Origin of the sequence: Caballeronia sp. LZ032 (assembly GCF_031451315.1) — a bacterium.
Classification (GTDB): Bacteria; Pseudomonadota; Gammaproteobacteria; order Burkholderiales; family Burkholderiaceae; genus Caballeronia.
Window position 1 is genome coordinate 1,271,321 of the sequence record NZ_JARUXP010000001.1, and the last position, 21,040, is coordinate 1,292,360.

Sequence of the window (21,040 nt, forward strand, 5' to 3'; positions counted from 1 at the left end):
GTCGCACAGCAGGAATCATTCTACGATGTCATCAAGCGGAACGTCGAACTCCGATGCTCACCATTTCAATTCATCGGGTATCAACGTTGTTTCAATCGGAAAGTATCTATCGCCATCTTTGGCCTGGTGCCGCTCTTCGATAAGCATAGCCCGGCCAAGGTGGATGAGAGCCGATCTTGCGAGCCACACAATGCGGAACGTCATCGCCTCGAACTCCTTCAGTTCGGCGATGTGAGTGAGATGATCCGCATAGAGTCCGCCGTCCATCGTCGGACACAAGCATCTCGACAAGTTTGAGATGCTTGTGTTCAAGATGGTTACGGATGTCGGCAAGCTCCTTCGCATCGGGTTGCGCAACGACTTGAAGATCCGGCGCAGACAGATCTCTGGATAGCGAGAACGGACCGCGCTGCGCCCGTTTCGGGAGGCGTCGAACCGTGCGCGCACGTTGAGCGATGACTTTGCTTTTCCGTCGTCCACGTCGAACGAAAGGCGTCGGAAATTTACGGCCCTTTCGGGCAATCCGATGGACCAGTGCGCGTTGACGAAGCAAGCAATCTTGTCGAACAACGGGTAGCTGCGCCGGAAAGCGATCTTGAGATACTCCGCGGCCATTGAATACGTGGCGCAGTCACCGTTCATGCGCCAACGCCGGTCGCATCACTCCTCGGACGCAATAGTGTGGCTGTGCCTGTTCCCACGCAGCAGCGAAGTCGGTCTTCGTCCAGATTTTTCAGGTCATCCTCGTTGCGAACACCGATAGACAGCAACTCCAGGCATTGGCCGCGTGTCAGCCGCATCGAAACCTTCGTAAGGGGTAGGGCGGCGGAGGGCAACCCGAATTCGAGCCGCTGAAGAATCTCGTCCAGGCTCTTCAGGAAATCAGGTTGATCTGGAAAGAGCGTTGCGAGAATCTGATGTGCGGAGCGCAAGTGAAAGCGCGTCGCATCGGCAATGCCGATGATGTTTCCGTAGCCGATGGCCCCGGCAAATGGCGTGGTGGAGTAGCGCTTCTCCAGCACGTCAACGGGCGTCCCCTCGATCCAGTCATGAAGCAGCGCCGCGCGCTTGCAGCGAGCCCAGAACTCGATCTGGTCGCGACAATACCGCTGCAGCATTTGAGGCATCTCATGCCCGAAGCGCTGCGCTGCCTCGCCAGCGCGCACGCTCTCCGATTGCCCCCTCTTCATGACTGGCGTGTAGATGGCGTCCAGTTCATCCAATACCTGCACGGGCTCCCAGTGTTCGAGGGTGGCTTCCACTTCCGGAAGCTCCTGTAGCGTGTCCACGAACCGGGTGATGTGTCCGCGCAAGGCCGGGTGATCGGCGCGGTCTTCGAGGATGCCTACAACTACATGAAGTCGGGCACTCTGCTGCGTCAGGTGATCGCTGCTGGGCACTGTGGATGCGATTCTTCAGCTCGCCCAACCAGTTGGCATAGCCTTCCGGGGCTGTAACGAGAGACACGGGCTTGTCGCTCATTCCGCCTCCCCGCTGGTGGCCTTGAGCGCGGCCAGCAGTTCGGCTTTCAGCGCTTGCTGGGCAACCTGCAACTGGCGGGTGATGTCCTGGTATTCGGCCATCAGTTCGTCCGGATCGCCGAAGTGCTGATCTTCGGGAAGGTCAACAACACGTACCAACAAATGGGCATGGTCATGCTGAAGGTCGGCGGCTGGGCGGAAGGCATGAGCATCAAGCCGGACAAGACGAACTTGGTCGTTGCAATTAACCAGGGCAGCGTGGCGCCGGTGGACATCCGCGACGCGCTGGCCGGCACGGCGAAGCCTTCGTTCGTCAACCAAAGCAATGGCGGCACGATCGCCAACCCCGGCACCTTCGGGACATCCCACGCCGGACGGCAAATATGCGTTTATCGCCAATGAATGGGGCAAGCTGACGCCCACGTCCGATAAAGGCAACATCGGGATCATCGCGCTCGACAAGCAGCGCGACGGGCGAACCACAGGCACGCAGGTGGGCTTCATACCGATTGTCGGCAGTGGGCTGGCGGGCGTGTCCTTTTCCCCGAGCGGCAAGCGAGCCTTCGTGCCCGCCGAGTACGTGAACGCCACCGAAAACGAAACGCTATCGGGTACCAACAATGCATCGCTCATCAGCACGCAATGCTTCAAGGACAGTCCTCAAGCGACAGGTTCGAATGGCGCGCTCAATGTCATCGATGTGGCAAAGGCCATCCAAGGTGCCGCGACGTCAGGCAGTGCGCCGAACGTCATCAGCAATGCTGTCGTGACCTCTGTCGCTGCGGCCTGTTCGCCGGTTCGGGCCGAGGCAACTCAGGACGGATCCTCCGTGTGGATCACGGCGCGGGGCAGCAACGAACTGCTGCAATTCGACCGCGCCAGACTCGCCGTCGATCCTGACCATGCGTTGTTGCAGAGCGTGGGCAGCAATGGCCTGTTGCCGGTCGGGCTGTACCTGGATCCGGTGCGCCCCTATCTGATGGTGACGAACACGAATCGCTGGACACGAGCCCGACGAGCGCGACGAGCGGGGTGGCTCCGCCCCTCAACCCGGTGGACCTTTCGGTCTTTGATATCTCGGCGCCGCACGCCTGGCTGGTTCAGACGCTCCCGACCGGGCTGTTTCCACGCGAGATTGCCACGATCGACCGCGGGCGAACCGAATTTGTCTACGATTTCGATTCCTCCACAGTGAGCGTGTTCAGGCAAACGGACGAGGGAACGGACTCCGGCGGCGCGGGCATCAGCCCGTCTGGATTCTTCGGCGCGCGCCCGGAACGGCGTTAATCTCATGGGGCGGACGACCGCGCGATCCGCAACCGCCCCTGAGGAACCCGCCGACATGCTTCGAACTCTCCTGTTTCGGCTCCTGATCGCATCGCGCGGCCCGACGTGAGCGCGCCTGCCACGGACTCGCTGTTCTTCGCCTTGTTCCCGGACGAAGCCGCGGCCGCGCGTCTCACCGGCTTGTCCGCGCAACTCCGCACGCAGTACGGCCTGAAGGCGAGGGCGATACCGCCCGAGCGGCTCCACGTCACGCTGCATTATCTCGGCGCGTTCGCGGGCCTTCCAGACGAGCTGATTGCCCGGACGCATGCCGCTGCTTCAAGCATCGCGCTGCCGCCCGCCGAAATCGAACTCGCCTGGATCGAAAGCTTCCCGGGCCGTCGCGCGAAGCGTCCGCTGGTGCTTGCAGGCGATGTAAGCCCATCGTTTCACGCTCTCGAACGCACTCTCCACGCCGCGCTCGCTGACGCGGGCATCGCCGTCAAGCCTCATCCGCGATTCGTGCCGCATGTGACGCTGCTCTACGACGAACAGCGCGTGCCGCCCCATCCGGTCGCGCCGGTCGGCTGGCGCGCTTGCGAATTCGCGCTGGTGCGCAGCCTGCTCGGCCAGTCGCGCCACGAAGTCCTCGCGCGCTGGCTGCTCACGGACTGATCCGGCAAAACCATCGCACGGAAAGGCTTTCGAAGATTTTTCTGACGGGTTAAGGTTCGGGTATCGATACCCAAGCTGCACGCAACAGCGCTCCGCCCGGATCTCGAATACATGACTCGTTCCCGTCTGCTGCACGTCACGCCCGATACGCATCATGTCCAGATCGATCTGGTCTACGCGACCGATCGCAACCTCACCGGCAAGCCCATCTACAAGGCCCAGCACTGCCTGCTGCTGGAACCCGCAGAAGCCGCGTTGCGCAAGGCCGTCGGGATTGCGCGCAGCATCGGCATGACGCTCAGGATCTTCGACGCCTACCGTCCGCCGCAAGCCCAGAAGGTGCTGTGGGACTTCCTGCCCGATCCGACCTTCATCGCCGAACTCGGACGCGGCTCGAACCACAGTCGCGGCACGGCGCTGGACCTGACGCTCGTCGATCGCGACGGCCAGGAACTCGACATGGGCACCGGATTCGACGCGATGGTGCCCGCGTCCGAACACTTCCACGCGGGCCTGCCGGAGCACGTGCAGCGCAACCGCACCTTGCTGCTGGGCGTGATGCATGGCGCGGGCTTCACGCACATCAAGAGCGAGTGGTGGCATTACGAACTGCCGGGCTCGCGCGAACTCGAGGTGATCGACAACGAAGACAGCGGCCCGCTGCGGCTTATGTGATGGCGGCATTCAAAAGATCCACAGGACGACACCCGATGAAGAAGGCATTGACGGCGCTCGCGTTCGCGGCTGCGCTGACGGCAGGTTTCGGCACGCAGCCGGCGGGCGCGGCCACGCCGAAGGACATGTTCGTCATGGCGACCTTGCTCGACGAATTCACGTCGCTCGATCCCGGCGAGATCTACGAACTGGTGCCGGAGGAATACGTCGCGAACACGTATGACCGGCTGGTGCGCGTGGACCTGAAGGATCCGTCGAAATTCAATGGCGATGTCGCCGAGTCCTGGACCGTGAGCCCCGACGGCCTGACCTTCACCTTCAAGCTGCGTCCGGGCCTCAAGTTCCATTCCGGCAATCCGCTCACCGCCGCCGACGTCGCCTGGTCGATCCAGCGCACCGCGCTGCTCGACAAGGGCGCGGCGGCCGTGCTCGCGGGCATCGGGCTCACGAAGGCGAACGCGCTGCAGAACGTGAAGAAGCTGGACGACGCCACGGTCTCCGTGACGACCGACCGCCGCTACGCCCCGACCTTCGTGCTGAACGTGCTCGGTTCGTGGCCGGCGTCGGTAGTGGATCGCAAGCTGCTCGAAACGCACGCGAAGGGCAATGACTACGGCAATGAGTGGCTCAAGACCAACGAAGCCGGCTCGGGCGCCTACAAGCTCGTCAAGTGGACGGCGAACGACAGCATCGTGTTGCAGCGTTTCGAAGGCTATCGCGTGCCGCTCGCGATGAAGCGCATCGTGCTGCGCCACGTGACCGAGGCCGCGAGCCAGCGGCTGATGATCCAGAACGCCGACATCGACGTGGCGCGCGATCTCTCGCCCGACGACCTCGACACGCTGTCGAAGTCCGGCGTCATCAAGGCGACGGCCGTGCCGCAGGCCACGCTGATGTACCTCGGGCTCAACAACAAGAACCCGAATCTCGCGAAGCCCGAAGTCTGGGAAGCCATGAAGTGGCTGATCGATTATCAGGGCATCCAGAAGAACGTGATCCGCACCACCTACAAGGTGCATGAAACCTTCCTGCCTGAAGGCTTTCTCGGCGCCTTGAACGAAAACCCGTATCACCAGGATGTCGCGAAGGCCAAGGCGTTGCTCGCGAAGGCCGGGCTCGCGAACGGTTTCACCGTGAAGATGGACGTGCGCAACGACTACCCGTACAGCGAGATCGCGCAGGCGGTGCAGGCCAATCTCGCGCTCGCGAACATCAAGGTGCAACTCGTGCCGAGCGACAACAAGCAGACGCTCGGGCGCTATCGCGCGCGGGCGCATGACATCTACATCGGCGAGTGGTCGGCGGACTATATCGATCCGCACAGCAACGCCCAGGGCTTCGTGTGGAATCCGGACAACTCGGACGCATCGAGCTACAAGATGCTCGCGTGGCGCAACGCGTGGGACATCCCGCAACTGACGAAGGAAACCGATGCCGCGCTCGCCGAGAGCGACACGAAGAAGCGTGCGCAGCTGTACGAGAAGATGCAGCGCGAGGTGCTGGCGAAGTCGCCGTTCGTGATCATGTTCCAGAAGGTGTCGCAGGTGGCGGCGCGTCCGGGCGTGACCGGCCTCGAAGTCGGGCCGATCAACGATCTCGTGTCCTATCGCAATCTCAGGAAGCAGTGAGCGACGCCGTGCGCACGGTGAGCTTCTTCGAGCGCGTGCGCGCCGCCGGCGCGCGGCGCGGCGGCGTGCGCTTCGCGTGGGCGCTGCTGCGCTGGTTCGCGATGCTCGCCATCACCTTCACCGGGCTGCTGGCGATCACGTTCTTCATTGGCCGCAAGATTCCGATCGACCCCGTGCTGGCCATTCTCGGCGACCGCGCGTCCGCCACCGCCTATGCCGCCGCGCGGCTGCAACTCGGCCTCGACAAGCCGCTCGTCGAGCAATTCCTGATCTACGCGCGCGATGTGCTGCATGGTCATCTCGGCATCTCGCTGCTGACAGCGAATCCCGTCATCGATGACATCAAGCGCGTGTTTCCCGCCACCCTCGAACTGGCGACGCTGTCGACCTTCATCGGCGTGGCGATCGGCGTGCCGCTCGGCGTTGTGGCAGCAGTGCGGCACAACCGGATCGTGGATCATGTCGCGCGCGTGATCGGGCTTGCGGGCAGTTCGGTGCCGGTGTTCTGGCTTGCGCTGATGGGCCTGCTGCTGTTCTACGCACGGCTGCATTGGGTGTCGGGTCCGGGCCGCATCGATCCGCTCTACGACGGCATGGTCGATACCCGCACCGGCAGCCTGCTGATCGATGCGCTGCTCGCCGGCGAGTGGGATGTCTTCAAAAACGCGTTCTCGCACATCGCGCTGCCGGCGGGCGTGCTGGCGTTCTATTCCATCGCGTATCTGTCGCGCATGACGCGCTCGTTCATGCTCGAACAACTGAGCCAGGAATACGTGACGACGGCGCGCGCCAAGGGCCTGCCCGAGCGCCGCGTGATCTGGCGTCACGCGTTCGGCAATATCGCGGTGCCGCTGCTGACGGTGATCGCGCTCGCCTACAGCTACTTGCTCGAAGGTTCAGTGCTGACGGAGATCGTGTTCGCGTGGCCCGGCATCGGCTCTTATCTGACGGGCGCGCTGCTCAACGCCGACATGAACGCCGTGCTCGGCAGCACGCTCGTGATCGGCGCGACCTTCATTGCGCTCAATCTGCTGACCGATGCGCTGTACCGCGTCTTCGATCCCCGCGCGCGCTGACATGGAGCCCACACGCCGATGCAATCGCCCGCGGAACGCACGCCGATGACACGCGAACGTGGAAGCTTACGCGCCTGGCTGCTCACCGACACGCCCGCGTCCGCGCGTCAGGCGTCGCTCGGGCGCGCGTACCGGCGCTGGCGGAGTTTCGCGTCGAATCCACTCAGCATGCTCGGCCTCGCGATCCTGCTGGTGCTCGTGCTGATGGCCGCGTTCGGGCCGCTCGCCGTCACGCGCGATCCGTTGGCGCAAGTGCTCGCCGAACGCCTGACGCCGCCGGGCGCGGCGCACTGGTTCGGCACCGATCAGCTCGGCCGCGACATCCTCTCGCGGCTCGTGTACGGCTCGCGCCTGACGCTGGCGATCGCGCTGCTGGTGGTCGTGCTCGTCGTGCCGGTGGGCTTGCTGATCGGCACGGTGGCGGGCTATTGCGGCGGCATCGTCGATACGGTGCTGATGCGCGTCACCGACGTTGCGCTCGCGTTTCCGAAGATCGTGCTGGCGCTGGCCTTCGCCGCGGCGCTGGGGCCGGGCGTGCTGAATGCGGTCATCGCGCTCTCGATCACCGCGTGGCCGCCGTATGCGCGGCTCGCGCGCGCCGAGTCGCTGCGGCTCGCGCAGTCGGACTATATCCACGCGGCGCGCCTGCAAGGGGCCTCGCATCTGCGCATCGTGCTGCGTTATATCGTGCCGATGTGTTCGTCGTCGGTCATCGTGCGCGCCACGCTCGACATGGCCGGCATCATTCTCGCCGTCGCGGGGCTGGGCTTTCTCGGGCTGGGCGCGCAGCCGCCGAGCCCGGAATGGGGCTACATGGTCGCCGCCGGCCGCAACGTGCTGCTGGACGCCTGGTGGGTCGCGACCATTCCCGGCCTCGCGATCCTCGCGGTGAGCCTCGCCTTCAACCTGCTCGGCGATGGTCTGCGCGACGTCTTCGATCCCCGTCATGGAGGCTGACATGGATGAGCCGCTGGCACGGATCGACGGCCTGAAGGTGGCCTTCACCGCCACCGACGGCACGCTCACGCCTGCCGTGCGCGGCGTCTCGCTGACGGTGCAACGCGGCGAACGGCTCGGCATCGTCGGGGAATCGGGCTCGGGCAAGTCGCTGACCGGGCGCGCGCTGCTCGGCTTGCTGCCGCCCGAGGCGCGCTGGTCCGCCGACGCGCTGCGCTTCGAAGGGCAGGATCTGCTGGCGATGCGGCCGAAGGAACGGCGCCGGTTGTGCGGCACGCGCATGAGCATGATCCTGCAGGACCCGAAGTACTCGCTGAATCCGGTGATGACGGTCGCGCAGCAGATGCGCGAGAACTTCGTCCGGCAGACGCCCGGCGAGAGCCGGCGACAGCTGCGCGAGCGCATCGTCGCGGCGCTCGAGGCCGTGCATATCCGCGATCCGCAGCGCGTGGCCGATGCCTATCCACACGAGCTGTCGGGCGGCATGGGGCAGCGCGTGATGATCGCGATGATGGTGAGCGCGGGGCCGCGACTCCTGATCGCCGACGAGCCCACGAGCGCGCTCGACGTCCTCGTGTCGATGCAGGTGCTGGCCGTGCTCGACGAGATGATCGAACGCCACGACACCGGGCTCGTGTTCATCAGTCACGATCTGCCGCTGGTGATGTCGTTCTGCGACCGCGTTGCGGTGATGTACGGCGGTCGCATCGTCGAGACCTGTGCGGCGCGCGATCTGCGGCACGCCACGCATCCCTATACGCAAGGTCTGCTCGCCGCGCATCCGCCGCTCGATCATCCCCCCGACGAACTGCCGACCTTGCGTCGCGATCCCGCCTGGCTCGCGGAGACGTTCGACGCGGGAGTCGCGCGATGATCGAAATCGAGCGCGCGCTGATCCGCTTCAGCACCCGCACCGGTCACGTCGATGCCGTGCGCGACGTGTCCTTGCAAGTGGAAGAGGGCGAGGTGTTCGGGCTCGTCGGGGAATCGGGCAGCGGCAAGTCGACGCTCCTGCGCGGCCTCGCCGGTCTCGTGCCGCTCGCAGGCGGGACGATGCGCATCGGCGGCGAGACGACGCCGCGCCGCGCGCGCCGCGATGTGCAGATGGTGTTCCAGGACCCGTACGGCGCACTGCATCCGCGCTTCACCGTCGACAAGACCTTGCGCGAGCCGCTCGCCATTCACGGCATCGGCGACCCGGACGCGCGCATCCTCGCCGCGCTGGGCGAAGTCGGGCTCGGGCCGGCCTTCAGGTTTCGCTATCCGCATCAGTTGTCGGGCGGCCAGCGGCAGCGGCTGTCGATCGCGCGTGCGCTGATCGTCGGGCCGCGCGTGCTGCTGCTCGATGAACCCACGTCCGCGCTCGACGTGTCCGTCCAGGCCGAAATCCTGAATCTGCTGCGGCGGCTGCATCGGGAACGCAAGCTTACGATGGTCCTCGTTAGCCACAACCTGTCGGTCATCAGCTTCATGTGCAGCCGGATTGCCGTGATGCGCAATGGCGAGATCGTCGAGCAGGTGAGCGTGGACGCGGTGCGCGCGCGCCGCGTCGAACACGAGTACACGCGGCGCCTGCTCGCCGCCACCGAAGGCTATACGCGTCGTCCGCATGGGGCGCCACGGACGTAGTCGTCGTACAAGCATATCCGGCAGCGCGCGGTCAAACGCATGTTGCGCAAAGGACGCATATCGATGTCAGTAAGCCCTGTATACGGTGCTAACCCACAGAGCGCGCTTCATCAGACGAAAACCGCTCCGCGCCCGCTGATAGAATAGGCACTGGATTGTCGAGACGTGCCGAACACCACACGAATTGGGTCTTCCGGCTGCCCTCCGACTTCAGGCTAACCAACGCAAATCGTGACAGACCGTGTCCGCCCCAGACGGGCGCCAACCGGTCGAAATCCCCGATGAAATTGCTAGATGCTTTGGTCGAACAGCGGATCAATGAAGCCGCCGCACGTGGCGAGTTCAACGACTTGCCGGGCGCGGGCGCTCCGCTCCAGTTCGCAGACGACGTCCTCGTGCCCGAGGAAGTGCGCGTCGCCAATCGAATTCTCAAGAATGCGGGCTTTGTCCCGCCTGCCGTCGAGCAACTCCGGGCCCTTCGCGGCCTCCAGGAGGAGTTCGACCGGGTGACGGATCCCGCCGCCCGCTGCCAGCTGCAAGCCAGGATGCTCGCCCTCGACATGGCCCTCGAATCGTTGCGTGGTGGCGGTTGCGTGCCGCACGAATATCGCCGGCGTATTGCCGAACGGCTCTCGGAGCGCGCGCTGTCCCGCGCGGCGCAACCGCCGAAGTGACCGTCACTTCCGACGCGCCGCCTCCGGGCGACTTGCCCGCAGCGCTTTCTGCGGCGGATTTCCCCAGCGAACGCGACCGCCGTTTCATGGCGCTCGCGCAGTGCGCCGCCGACGAAGCCCGCCGCGCGGGCGAGGTGCCGGTAGGCGCCGTCATCGTGCTGGGCGATGAAGTCATCGCCACCGGTTTCAATCATCCGATCCACGCGCACGATCCGTCCGCACACGCCGAAATGGTCGCGCTGCGCGCCGCTGCACAGAAGCTCGAAAATTACCGGTTGCCGGGCTGCGAACTCTATGTGACGCTCGAGCCCTGTTTGATGTGCTCGGGTGCGATCATGCATGCACGCATCGCACGCGTCGTCTACGGCGCCACCGATCCGAAAACGGGTGCCTGCGGCAGCGTAATCGACGTGTTCGCGAACGGGCAGCTCAATCACCACACGTCGGTGACGGGCGGCGTGCTTGCCGACGAGTGCGGCCACGCGCTGAAGAATTTCTTTGCCGAACGCAGGCGTCTGGCCCGGGAAGAACGCGATGCACGTCGCGCGCGGGAAGCCGCGGCTGCGTCGGGCGCGGGCGTTCCTTCTTCCGCAACGATCACGAATCCAACGACAACACCGTGAAAACACGCACCATCGACCTCGTTGCGCCCTCCGGTTATCCGGGCGATCCCGCCGCAGTGGAGCGCGGACTCACGCGTTTGCGCAGGGAAGGGCATCGGCTGGAGAACGCCGAGGCGACGCGCCGGCGCTTCCAGCGTTTCGGCGGCACGGATGCGGAGCGCGCGGCGGATCTGAACCGTCTCGCCGATCCTGGGCGTCCGCTGCCCGATGTCGTGCTGGCGGTGCGCGGCGGCTACGGCGCGACGCGTCTTCTGCACGGGCTCGATTATCTGGGCCTGCGCCGTCTGGCAGATCAGCCGGTGGCGATCGTCGGTCACAGCGATTTCACGGCGATCCAGTGCGCGCTCTACGCGCATGCGGGCGTGAAGAGTTTCGGCGGGCCGATGTTCGCAGGCGATTTCGGCGCCGAGAACCTGAGCGCCTTCACGATGCAGCACTTCTGGAACGCGATCTCGCACGCGGAGTTCACGGTGCGGAGCAACGTGCCGCAGCGTGAGTCGGTCGATGCCACCGGCATGCTGTGGGGCGGCAATCTGGCGATTCTGGCGTCGCTGGTGGGTACGCCGTATCTGCCGCCGGTCGAAGGCGGGATTCTGTTCATCGAAGACGTCAACGAGCATCCGTTCCGTATCGAGCGGATGATCTATCAGCTGCATCAGGCGGGCGTTCTCGGGCGGCAGCAGGCGATCGTGATGGGCGAGTTCTCCGGTGGACGGCTCTCGGACTACGACAACGGCTATTCCCTCGACGCCATGATCGAGCAGGTGCGCACCGTGACGGGCGTTCCGGTGATTACGGGCCTGCAATTCGGGCACGTCGAGAACTTGCTGACGCTGCCTTTCGGTGCGACGGCGCATCTCGTCGCCGAGCCGCGCGGATTCATGCTGAAGCTGTCCGACTATCCGCACCTGAGTTGAGGCTCAATGCGGAACCGCAAAAGGCGCCGCAAGGCGCTTTTTTTTTCGTCTCCACGGGCAACTAACCGCCGAATTTTGCTTTGCACGCCGTATCAGGTACCGCCATTGGCCGCGAACGATTGTCGACAAAAACGTGCGTGCAATGCTGACAAAAACGGAAGTAATGGGCTGAGAGGCCCTTATTTACGGCGTCTCAGCGTGCATGAGCTGCTGAAAACAGTCGATTCGCAGCAATTAATTGAAATTGATTGTTGACAATCATTATGTCGCTTCTAAGATGGTCAACATGCAAGCGAGCACATCATGTCCGACGCCCAGTCCACTGCCGCACTGAATGCCTTATCGAGCGCCCCCGGCAACCCGGGCGCGGCGAGTGCCGAGTCGATCGCCGAGAACATCCGCGACGCGATCCTCGAACATCGTCTGGCGCCAGGCGCCAAGCTGACCGAGGCGCAACTATGCGAAGTCTTCGCGGTGAAGCGCGGCACGGTACGTCAGGCGCTGGCGCAACTGGCGAACGAACGGCTCGTCGATCTGGAGCCGAACCGCGGCGCCTTCGTCGCGAGTCCGTCGCTGCAGGAAGTGCATGAAGTATTCGAGATGCGCCGCATCATCGAGCTGGCGGTCGTCGAACGGATCGCGCAGGGGCATGGCACGCGCCGCCTCAAGTCGATCAGCGCGACGATCGGACGGGAGCGCCGCGCCTTCGAAAGCCACGATTTTTCGTCATGGATCCGGCTCTCCGGCGAGTTCCATACGGAGCTCGCGGCGCTCACCGGCAACACGGTGCTGTGCGACTGTCTCGCCGGTCTGGTCGCGCGCTCGACGCTGATCTCGGCGCTGTACGAGTCACTCGGCAAGAGTTCGTGTTCGTTCGAGGATCACGAAGCCATCCTCGCCGCGCTCGACGCAGGTCGCGCACCCGAGGCCGCCGAATTGATGGCCCGCCATCTGCGCGATGTCGAACTGAAGATGCTGGAGCGGCCGGCGCGCGGCGCGGTCGATCTGAGGGAAGTATTCGCAAGGCCCGCCGGACGCGACACGCCGTCCGACACGTAGTAACCACACGATCCAGTCACACCGCGCCCCGTCATATACCGGGCGCGCGGCAAGTCGCATGCGTCGAAAACGCAATGCGCGTTGCATTGAACCGCACGCTCACATGAGCAGCACATGAGCGGCAGATGAACAACCGCCGCCGGGCGGGCGCCAAGGCACATGCCTGAAGCGCTCTCGGCTTCACGCCCGGTGGCGCAAACGCAAATCCAAAGAGTATCGCGCTGCGCCGGACAGGAAAGGACGCCAGCGAAGGTATCCGGCCCGCAAGGGTCTTTCGGGAATCTGCAGTCATTCATCACGCAAGCAGCCAATGAAGGAGACGTCATGGCCCAGTTCAGTGCATCAGGCAGCTCAGCCCTGCCGCAATACGAAGAGCAGGCCCCCGGACACGATCCGGGCATGCCCGCCGGTTACAGCGACCGCCTCTACAACGAAGACCTCGCCCCGCTCAAGAACCAGACCTGGGGCGCCTACAACATTTTTGCCTTCTGGATGTCCGACGTGCACAGCGTCGGCGGCTACGTGTTCGCCGGCAGTCTGTTCGCGCTCGGCTTGACGAGCTGGCAAGTGCTGGTGTCTCTGTTGATCGGCATCGGCTTCGTCAATGTGCTCTGCAACCTGATCGCGAAACCGAGCCAGGTTGCGGGCGTGCCGTATCCGGTCGCGTGCCGCGCCACCTTCGGCGTGCTCGGCGCGAACATTCCGGCCGTGATCCGCGGCCTCATCGCGGTGGCGTGGTACGGCATCCAGACCTATCTCGCCTCGAGCGCACTGGTGATCGTGGTGCTGAAGTTCGTGCCTTCGCTGATGCCTTATGCCGATGTCCACAAGTACGGCTTCGTCGGGCTCTCCGCGCTCGGCTGGGCGGGCTTCATGCTGCTGTGGGTGCTGCAGGCCGTCGTGTTCTGGCGCGGCATGGAGATGATCAAGAAGTTCATCGACTTCGCCGGTCCCGCCGTCTACGTGGTCATGTTCATGCTCGCCGGCTACATGGTGTGGCGCGCGGGCATCAGGAACATCGGCCTGAACCTCGGCGGCGTGAAGTATCACGGCATGGAGGTGATCCCGGTGATGATCACCGCGATCTCGCTGGTCGTGTCGTACTTCTCCGGTCCGATGCTCAACTTCGGCGACTTCTCGCGCTACGGCAAGAGCTTCCGCAGCGTCAAGCGCGGCAACTTCTGGGGATTGCCCGTCAACTTCCTGGCGTTCTCGCTGGTCACGGTCATCACCACCGCGGCCACCTTGCCGGTGTTCGGCCAGCTGATTACCGATCCGGTCGAAACCGTCGGCCGCATCGATCATCCGACCGCCGTGATCCTCGGCGCGCTGACCTTCACGATCGCGACCATCGGCATCAACATCGTTGCGAACTTCGTGTCGCCGGCCTTCGACTTCTCGAATGTCGCGCCGAAGCTCATCAGCTGGCGCATGGGCGGCATGCTCGCCGCGACCGCGTCGATCTTCATCACGCCGTGGAACCTGTTCAACAACCCGGCCGTGATCCATTACACGCTGGATATCCTGGGCAGCTTCATCGGACCGCTGTACGGCGTGCTGATTCTCGACTTCTACATGGTCAAGCGCGGCAAGCTCGCCGTCGACGATCTCTACACCGTCTCCGAGCAAGGCCGCTATTGGTACACGAAGGGCGTGAACCGCCGTGCGGTGATGGCGCTGCTGCCGGCCGCCGTGATCGCGATCCTGTGCGTGATGCTGCCGTCGCTCGAAGGCGCTGCGAACTTCTCGTGGTTCATCGGCGCGGGCCTGGGCGCGCTGTTCTATTACTTCCTCGCGGACCGCAAGCATCCGGTCTGATGCCGTGAACCGACAAGAAACAACAGGAACCTGAGAGCCTTTTCGAAGCAGTACGTGGAGAACCGCAATGCGCATCAAACTGATCAACCCCAACACGACGCAGCGCATGACCGACGCGATGGGCCACTGCGCCCGGCAAGTGGCCGCGCCCGGCACGGAGATCGTGGCGGTAAGCCCGACGATGGGCCCGCCGTCGATCGAAGGCTATTACGACGAAGCGGTGGCCTCGCTCGGCCTGCTGGCCGAGATCGAGGCGGGAGAGAAGCAGGGTTTCGACGGCTACGTGATCGCCTGTTTCGGCGATCCCGCCCTGTACGCGGCGCGCGAACTGGCGCGCGGACCGGTGATCGGCATCGCGGAGGCCGCGATGCATGCGGCGAGCGTGATCGCGCCGGGCTTCTCGGTGGTGACGACCTTGCAGCGTACGGTCGGCATGGCGTGGCATCTGGCCGAGCGCTACGGCATGTCGCGCTTCTGCAAGAACGTTCGCGCCACCGACGTCGCCGTGCTCGAACTGGACGAGCCGGGTTCGTCGGCGCGGCAAACGATCATCGACGAATGCCGGCGCGCGCTCGACGAGGACGGCTCGGACGCCATCGTGCTCGGCTGCGCGGGCATGGCGGAGTTCTGCCGCGAAGTGGAGGACGCGGTGGGCGCGCCGGTCGTGGAAGGCGTCACGGCGGCCGTGAAATGGACCGAGGCGCTCGTCGCGCTGAAACTCCATACCGCCAAGCGCGGCGACTACGCGCGGCCGCTGGCGAAGCGCTACGACGGCGTGCTGGCCGATTTCAGTCCGCGCTGAGCCTGCAACGGCGCGCCGGCGGGTTCCACATACCGCTGGCGTGACCCGGATTATCTGCCCTGATGTATGGGCGCGTCCGGGTCTTTTGGCTAAACTGAATCGTCAACAATCCCGCTTTTTCAACGCCAGACTGCGAACGCCCAGCCATGTCACACGATCCGAACTATCCACGCGACCTGATCGGCTACGGCCGCCACCCGGTCCAGGCCAACTGGCCGGGGAATGCACGCATCGCCGTGCAATTCGTGCTCAATTACGAGGAAGGCGGCGAGAACTGCGTGCTGCACGGCGATCCGGGCTCGGAGCAGTTTCTGTCGGAGATCGTCGGCGCGGCGTCGTATCCGTCGCGTCACATGAGCATGGAGTCGATCTACGAATATGGCTCGCGCGCAGGTGTGTGGCGCATCCTGCGCGAGTTCGAGAAGCGCGGTTTGCCGCTCACCATTTTCGGCGTGGGCATGGCCATCGAACGTCATCCGGAACTGGCGAAGGCGTTCGTCGAACTGGGACATGAGATCGCGTGCCATGGCTATCGCTGGATTCACTATCAGGATATGTCGGCGGAGCGCGAAGCGGAACACATGCGCCTCGGCATGGAAGCGATCGAACGCGTGACCGGCGTGCGGCCGCTCGGCTGGTACACCGGCCGCGACAGTCCCAACACGCACCGGCTGGTGGCGGAGTACGGCGGCTTCCTCTATGACTCGGACAACTACGGCGACGACCTGCCGTTCTGGACCGAAGTGGAGGTGACAGGCGGCGAGAAGAAACCGCATCTGATCCTGCCGTACACGCTCGACACCAATGACATGCGCTTCGCGACGCCGCAAGGCTTCAATACCGGCGATCACTTCTTCACCTATCTGAAGGACGCGTTCGACGTGCTGTACGCCGAGGGCGACGAAGCGCCGAAGATGCTCTCGATCGGCATGCATTGCCGTTTGCTGGGCCGTCCGGGCCGCTTCCGCGGCCTGCAGAAATTCCTCGATCACATCGAGCAGCACGACCGCGTGTGGGTCACGCGGCGCGTGGACATCGCGCGGCACTGGCGCGAGCACCATCCTTTCGATCAATCCAGCAACGGGACGGCGGCATGAAGGCGATGCACTACTCACTCGACCAACTCAATTCCATGCCCGCCGACACCTTCGTGACGGTGCTCGCCGGCATCTTCGAACATTCGCCGTGGGTGCCGGAAGCGGCGGCGCGGCAGCGTCCCTTCAAGGACATCGACACGCTGCATGCGGCGATGTCGCGCATCGTCGAGACGGCGGGCGAAGAGAAGCAGCTCGCGCTGATCAACGCCCACCCGGAACTCGCGGGCAAGGCGGCGGTGCGCGGCGAACTGACCGCCGAGTCGACGCGCGAGCAAAGCGGCGCGGGCCTCGACCTGTGCACGCAGGAAGAATTCGACCGGCTGCAATCACTCAATACGCGCTATCGCGAGAAGTTCGGCTTTCCGTTCATCCTCGCGGTGCGCGGCTATGACCGGCACGGCATCATCGCGAACTTCGAGCAGCGCGTGCATCACGATCGCGCCGAAGAGCTGCGCACGAGCCTCGACCAGATCTACCGGATCGCCCGTTTCAGGCTGAACGACCTGATCCAGGCTTGATCCGCCTTCACCGCCACGCTCCACGATAAGGACTTGATAAATGGCTATTCCGACACTCGATCCCAACGCACCCGAATTCACGCGCCGCCATGTGAACCTGGCGGATCCGCGTCTGGGCGCGCAGGCACTCGAGGCGAGCGACGATTTCTTCGCGCCGAAGGAGCGCATGCTGAATCCCGAGCCGGCCGTGTTCATTCCCGGCAAGTTCGACGATCACGGCAAGTGGATGGACGGCTGGGAAACCCGCCGCAAGCGTTCGACCGGCTATGACTGGTGCATCGTCAAGCTGGCGCGGCCGGGCGTCATCAAGGGCATCGATCTCGATACGAGCCACTTCACCGGCAACTTCCCGCCGGCGGCGTCGATCGAGGGTGCGCATGTGATCGAAGGCGCGCCGAACCAGTCGACGCAGTGGACCGAGATCGTGCCGTCCACGACCTTGCAGGGCAACAACCATCACTATCTGGACGTGAAGACGGAGCAGCCGTTCACGCATTTGCGCGTGAACATCTATCCGGACGGCGGCATTGCGCGGCTGCGCGTCTATGGCCAGCCGCAGCTCGACTGGAGCCGTGCGGACCGCAATACGCTGGTCGATCTCGGCGCGATGGAAAACGGCGCCTATCTGGTCGGCACCAACAACCAGCACTTTGGCTTGGCGTCGACGCTGCTGATGCCGGGCCGCGGCGTCAACATGGGCGACGGCTGGGAAACGCGCCGCCGACGCGAACCGGGCAACGACTGGTGCATCGTCGCGCTGGCGCAACCGGGCGTCATCAAGAAGGTGGAAGTGGATACCGCGCACTTCAAGGGCAACTATCCCGACCGCTGCTCGCTCCAGGCGGCGTATGTGAAGGGCGGCACGGACAGCTCGCTCGTCACGCAGGCGATGTTCTGGCCGGTCCTGCTCGGCGAACAGAAGCTGCAGATGGACAAGCAGCATTTCTTCGAATCCGAGCTCGAGGCGCTCGGTCCGGTGACGCACGTGCGCTTCAACATCTTCCCTGATGGCGGCGTGTCGCGCCTGCGTCTTTTCGGAACCCTGGCATCATGAAGAAACTCGTCATCGAACCGTTGACGCGCGCTGCATTCGAGCCGTTCGGCGATGTCATCGAGCTCGATGGCGCGAAGCAGATCCCGATCAACCTGGGTACGACGATCCGTTTCCACGATCTGTGCCGTGTCGATGTGACGGACGGCGGCGGTCACGCGATCGTCAATCTCTTTCGCGGGCAGCCGCGCGCGCTGCCGTTCGAATGCACGATGCTGGAACGGCATCCGTTCGGCAGCCAGGCGTTCATTCCGCTGGATGACCGGCCGACTCTGGTGGTCGTCGCGCCCGCGGGCGATCTCGACGAAACGAAGATTCGCGCTTTCGTCACGCGCGGCTGGCAGGGCGTCAACTACGCGAAGGGCGTATGGCATCATCCGTTGCTCGCGCTGGACAAGGTGAGCGATTACATCGTCGTCGATCGTGGCGGCGGCGAAGGGCATAACCTCAACGAGCAGGACCTGAGAGAGTCGTTGTGGCTGACTGAAGAAGCCATGCGCTGAGACGCATCGTCGGGCGGACAGGGAAGGACCGGTTGCAGTCGAGCCGGTCCTTTTTGTTTTGGGGCGTTAAGATAGGCGGCTCATTTCCCCGACGACCCACACACGATGATCGATCTGCGCAGCGATACCGTTACCCGTCCCAGTCAGGCCATGCTCGCCGCGATGTCGGCGGCCGAAGTCGGCGACGACGTCTGGGGCGACGATCCCACCGTCCTCAAGCTCCAGGCGACGCTCGCCGAACGCACCGGCAAGGAAGCCGGACTGTTCTTTCCGAGCGGCACGCAAAGCAATCTCGCGGCACTGATGGCGCATTGCGCGCGCGGCGACGAGTACATCGTCGGGCAGGCGGCGCATACCTACAAGTACGAAGGCGGCGGCGCCGCGGTGCTGGGCAGCATCCAGCCGCAGCCCATCGAGAACGCAGCGGACGGCTCGCTGCCGCTCGAGAAGATCGCGGCGGCCATCAAGCCTATCGACAATCACTTCGCGCGCACGAAGCTGCTCGCGCTCGAAAACACCATCGGCGGGAAGGTGCTGCCGGCGTCGTATGTCGACGAGGCGACGCGTCTTGCACGCGCTCGCGGGCTGTCGGCGCATCTGGACGGCGCGCGCGCATTCAATGCGGCGGTGGCGTCGGGCAGGCCGATTGCGGACATCTGCGCGCCGTTCGACAGCGTGTCGATCTGTTTTTCGAAGGGGCTGGGTGCGCCGGTCGGCTCGGTGCTGGTGGGGCCGCGTGCGTTGCTGGACGTGGCGGGCCGCTGGCGCAAGGTGCTGGGCGGCGGGATGCGGCAAGCGGGACTGCTCGCGGCTGCTTGTCTGCATGCGCTGGACCATCATGTCGAAGGGCTCGCGCGGGATCACGAGAACGCCGAGCGTCTCGCCGCGGGGCTTGCGCAGATCGAACCGATCAAGGTGCTGTCGCAAGCCACGAACATGGTGTTTGCGCAGATTCCTGAAACGCATTGCGCTTCGCTGGAGGCGTATCTGAAGGAGCGGGGCATTCTGATGCAGATGCTGTATGCGTCGCGGTTCGTGACGCATCGGGATGTGTCGCGGGAAGATGTCGATACGGTGATTCAGGCGGTCAAGGGGTATTTTGCGCGGTGAGGTGTTTCGATTGCGTATCGGAGAGGCGGGCTCGATGAAATCGTCTGCCTGGTTGAATCGGCTCGGAGGAAAGGGCCGATTCAACCAGCGGTCAGCAGGAGTAGGGAGCATCCGATAGATGCTTCACTCATCCAGGAATTCGATTCCCTTCGGATATGCGAAGTCGAATTCAACGACTGTCGATGTAAAACCCGTCTAGCCGGATCTGCGCCAGATAACCGTCTTCCGTTGCTCCAAACGCAAGCTTTTCATTGATTGCGTACCAGGAGGCCGCAGTGAACCAAGACAGATAGAGCGTGCCGTTTGTGCGTTCGTAGTAGATCCTCGGCTCTTCAATTCCTCCCGCGCGATTGTTTGAATCGAAATCCGTCGAGAAGGTGAGTACGGACAGTGGCGCCTCGACATACGGGAAGGTGCAATCAATCCATTGCGCCGGATTCGCCAGAATATCCCAGTCAATCACTCGCTTTCTTGAATCGAGCGCCATTGAGAACGAACTGCCTGTGAGAACGTAGCCACGGGAATGGATACTGAATTGGCAGTCGAGCGCCTGACTTAGCGTCCCGGTGTCTGTCGTAGGTTCGCCATCACCATAAGTAATCTCGCACATCAATGAACAGGCGTTAACATCCCAGTAGCTTTTGACCAAAGGAGGTTCATGCGGTGCCGGCTCTTCCTTGATCATCAGGTTCATTTGATCTGCTTATAGAGAAAATGAAGAATAGTATAGTCTTTCTCGCGTACCAGCACTTCGAGCACATACGCCTTCCCGTTAATCTTGATGGCTTGTTCATACATGGATAACCCTTTCATGTTTCTCGGATCCGGGCCACGCTTTCCAAACATTATTGTGAGTCGCAGGATATGCACGGGCACGAATCGATGGGGGTTTCTCATGTGCGTCAGCGGTTGAGCCGCAAACTTTATTGGTGCACCTGCGCCATCGCAAGATAGCGCGATCGCAATCCGGATAAGGTATGTTCGCCGACAGCCGCCCCTATACCCCGAAGTCCCGAGCGAGTAAAACTTTGCATTCCTGCGCGCCAAAACCCTCCGACCATCAAGATAATGTCGAGTGGATCGAGCAGCGGTGTTTCCAGTGATTTTTCCGTTAAATGCAAGATCCCGCCGAGCGAGTAAATCCGGGAAACGCCCGCAATCTCATCCTGATACCCAATGACGGCGTTCAGATATTCGTCGTAGATTGGTTTCGCCCGTTGTGGGACACCGGGCGGACGCAATTCGAAATGTCAGATGTCACTGGTTTATGCTTATCATCCCAGTGGTACGACGGCTCAGTATGGTCATACTGCACGGACGCTGGAAAATCCATTTTTGACTAACCCGTATCAGAATAAGCGCACAAGCGCGCTATCCAAGCGATACTCTCGCGCCGGATCGAAGGCTGATACACGAATAGTCTTAAAAATACGGATCTGTTCTCGTAAAGCGGTCGCGAACGTATTCGATACCCCGCAATC

24 protein-coding genes are annotated in these 21,040 nt (G+C 63.4%); 20 read left to right on the forward strand and 4 right to left on the reverse strand.

Annotated features, from left to right (window positions below):
• Nucleotides 1-57: 57 nt before the first annotated feature.
• Both QCE69_RS05910 and QCE69_RS05915 read right to left on the reverse strand, forming a co-directional pair.
• Nucleotides 58-642 (reverse strand): LA2681 family HEPN domain-containing protein, encoded by a 585-nt coding sequence (locus QCE69_RS05910; RefSeq protein WP_201656092.1) that lies wholly within the window; start codon nt 640-642, stop codon nt 58-60.
• Nucleotides 639-1,400, reverse strand: coding sequence for a hypothetical protein (locus QCE69_RS05915; protein WP_309931670.1), 762 nt, complete (start codon nt 1,398-1,400; stop codon nt 639-641). The genes QCE69_RS05910 and QCE69_RS05915 overlap by 4 nt, the downstream gene beginning before the upstream one ends.
• Before the next feature lie 204 nt (nt 1,401-1,604).
• On the opposite strand from QCE69_RS05915, the gene QCE69_RS05920 reads away from it, so the two are divergent.
• The 20 genes from QCE69_RS05920 (at nt 1,605) to ltaE (ending at nt 19,559) form a co-directional block, all read left to right on the forward strand.
• Entirely contained in the window at nt 1,605-1,883 is a 279-nt protein-coding gene (locus QCE69_RS05920) for a hypothetical protein (protein ID WP_309929881.1), read from the forward strand.
• The gene (locus QCE69_RS05925) at nt 1,807-2,676 is read left to right on the forward strand and encodes a hypothetical protein (protein WP_309929883.1); all 870 of its coding nucleotides are present in this window, start codon (nt 1,807-1,809) and stop codon (nt 2,674-2,676) included. Before QCE69_RS05920 ends, QCE69_RS05925 begins: the two co-directional genes overlap by 77 nt.
• Nucleotides 2,677-2,873: 197 nt before the next feature.
• Nucleotides 2,874-3,422: a 2'-5' RNA ligase family protein gene (locus QCE69_RS05930; RefSeq protein WP_309929885.1), complete on the forward strand. Its 549-nt coding sequence runs from the start codon at nt 2,874-2,876 to the stop codon at nt 3,420-3,422.
• Nucleotides 3,423-3,533: 111 nt separating this feature from the next.
• Complete coding sequence (gene ddpX / locus QCE69_RS05935; protein WP_309929887.1) at nt 3,534-4,097, forward strand: D-alanyl-D-alanine dipeptidase; 564 nt, start codon at nt 3,534-3,536, stop codon at nt 4,095-4,097.
• 35 nt (nt 4,098-4,132) lie between these two features.
• Nucleotides 4,133-5,725 (forward strand): ABC transporter substrate-binding protein, encoded by a 1,593-nt coding sequence (locus tag QCE69_RS05940; RefSeq protein WP_309929889.1) that lies wholly within the window; start codon nt 4,133-4,135, stop codon nt 5,723-5,725.
• 8 nt (nt 5,726-5,733) lie between these two features.
• Complete coding sequence (locus QCE69_RS05945) at nt 5,734-6,801, forward strand: ABC transporter permease (protein WP_309919660.1); 1,068 nt, start codon at nt 5,734-5,736, stop codon at nt 6,799-6,801.
• A gap of 45 nt (nt 6,802-6,846) precedes the next feature.
• Nucleotides 6,847-7,758 carry a nickel transporter permease gene (nikC, locus tag QCE69_RS05950; RefSeq protein ID WP_309931571.1) on the forward strand — a complete coding sequence of 304 codons (912 nt, stop codon included), beginning with the start codon at nt 6,847-6,849 and terminating at the stop codon, nt 7,756-7,758.
• Between the two features lies 1 nt (nt 7,759).
• The gene (locus tag QCE69_RS05955) at nt 7,760-8,632 is read left to right on the forward strand and encodes an ABC transporter ATP-binding protein (RefSeq protein ID WP_309929891.1); all 873 of its coding nucleotides are present in this window, start codon (nt 7,760-7,762) and stop codon (nt 8,630-8,632) included.
• Nucleotides 8,629-9,387 (forward strand): ABC transporter ATP-binding protein, encoded by a 759-nt coding sequence (locus QCE69_RS05960; protein ID WP_309929893.1) that lies wholly within the window; start codon nt 8,629-8,631, stop codon nt 9,385-9,387. The genes QCE69_RS05955 and QCE69_RS05960 overlap by 4 nt, the downstream gene beginning before the upstream one ends.
• Nucleotides 9,388-9,668: 281 nt before the next feature.
• The gene (locus tag QCE69_RS05965; RefSeq protein ID WP_309919663.1) at nt 9,669-10,061 is read left to right on the forward strand and encodes a DUF1992 domain-containing protein; all 393 of its coding nucleotides are present in this window, start codon (nt 9,669-9,671) and stop codon (nt 10,059-10,061) included.
• Complete coding sequence (gene tadA / locus QCE69_RS05970; protein WP_409021167.1) at nt 10,058-10,684, forward strand: tRNA adenosine(34) deaminase TadA; 627 nt, start codon at nt 10,058-10,060, stop codon at nt 10,682-10,684. The genes QCE69_RS05965 and tadA overlap by 4 nt, the downstream gene beginning before the upstream one ends.
• Entirely contained in the window at nt 10,681-11,601 is a 921-nt protein-coding gene (ldcA, locus tag QCE69_RS05975; RefSeq protein WP_309929894.1) for a muramoyltetrapeptide carboxypeptidase, read from the forward strand. The genes tadA and ldcA overlap by 4 nt, the downstream gene beginning before the upstream one ends.
• A gap of 303 nt (nt 11,602-11,904) precedes the next feature.
• A complete protein-coding gene (locus tag QCE69_RS05980) occupies nt 11,905-12,660 on the forward strand; it encodes a GntR family transcriptional regulator (RefSeq protein WP_309929895.1) in 756 nt (251 codons plus the stop codon).
• Between the two features lie 324 nt (nt 12,661-12,984).
• Nucleotides 12,985-14,478 carry an NCS1 family nucleobase:cation symporter-1 gene (locus tag QCE69_RS05985; RefSeq protein WP_309929897.1) on the forward strand — a complete coding sequence of 498 codons (1,494 nt, stop codon included), beginning with the start codon at nt 12,985-12,987 and terminating at the stop codon, nt 14,476-14,478.
• Between the two features lie 67 nt (nt 14,479-14,545).
• Entirely contained in the window at nt 14,546-15,280 is a 735-nt protein-coding gene (locus tag QCE69_RS05990) for an aspartate/glutamate racemase family protein (RefSeq protein ID WP_309808113.1), read from the forward strand.
• A 146-nt stretch (nt 15,281-15,426) separates the two neighbouring features.
• The gene (gene puuE / locus QCE69_RS05995) at nt 15,427-16,377 is read left to right on the forward strand and encodes an allantoinase PuuE (RefSeq protein ID WP_309808114.1); all 951 of its coding nucleotides are present in this window, start codon (nt 15,427-15,429) and stop codon (nt 16,375-16,377) included.
• Nucleotides 16,374-16,895: a 2-oxo-4-hydroxy-4-carboxy-5-ureidoimidazoline decarboxylase gene (uraD, locus tag QCE69_RS06000; RefSeq protein ID WP_309929898.1), complete on the forward strand. Its 522-nt coding sequence runs from the start codon at nt 16,374-16,376 to the stop codon at nt 16,893-16,895. The genes puuE and uraD overlap by 4 nt, the downstream gene beginning before the upstream one ends.
• A 40-nt stretch (nt 16,896-16,935) precedes the next feature.
• Entirely contained in the window at nt 16,936-17,949 is a 1,014-nt protein-coding gene (gene alc, locus QCE69_RS06005) for an allantoicase (protein ID WP_309915578.1), read from the forward strand.
• Nucleotides 17,946-18,449, forward strand: a complete 504-nt coding sequence (locus QCE69_RS06010; protein ID WP_309915582.1) for an ureidoglycolate lyase — start codon at nt 17,946-17,948, stop codon at nt 18,447-18,449. Before alc ends, QCE69_RS06010 begins: the two co-directional genes overlap by 4 nt.
• 105 nt (nt 18,450-18,554) lie before the next feature.
• Nucleotides 18,555-19,559 (forward strand): low-specificity L-threonine aldolase, encoded by a 1,005-nt coding sequence (gene ltaE / locus QCE69_RS06015; RefSeq protein WP_309915585.1) that lies wholly within the window; start codon nt 18,555-18,557, stop codon nt 19,557-19,559.
• 169 nt (nt 19,560-19,728) lie between these two features.
• Here ltaE and QCE69_RS06020 read toward each other — a convergent pair whose 3' ends face one another.
• On the reverse strand, nt 19,729-20,253 hold the full coding sequence (locus tag QCE69_RS06020) for a hypothetical protein (protein ID WP_309929899.1): 525 nt from the start codon (nt 20,251-20,253) through the stop codon (nt 19,729-19,731).
• 229 nt (nt 20,254-20,482) lie between these two features.
• A complete protein-coding gene (locus QCE69_RS06025) occupies nt 20,483-20,800 on the reverse strand; it encodes a hypothetical protein (RefSeq protein ID WP_309929901.1) in 318 nt (105 codons plus the stop codon).
• Between the last annotated feature and the right edge of the window lie 240 nt (nt 20,801-21,040).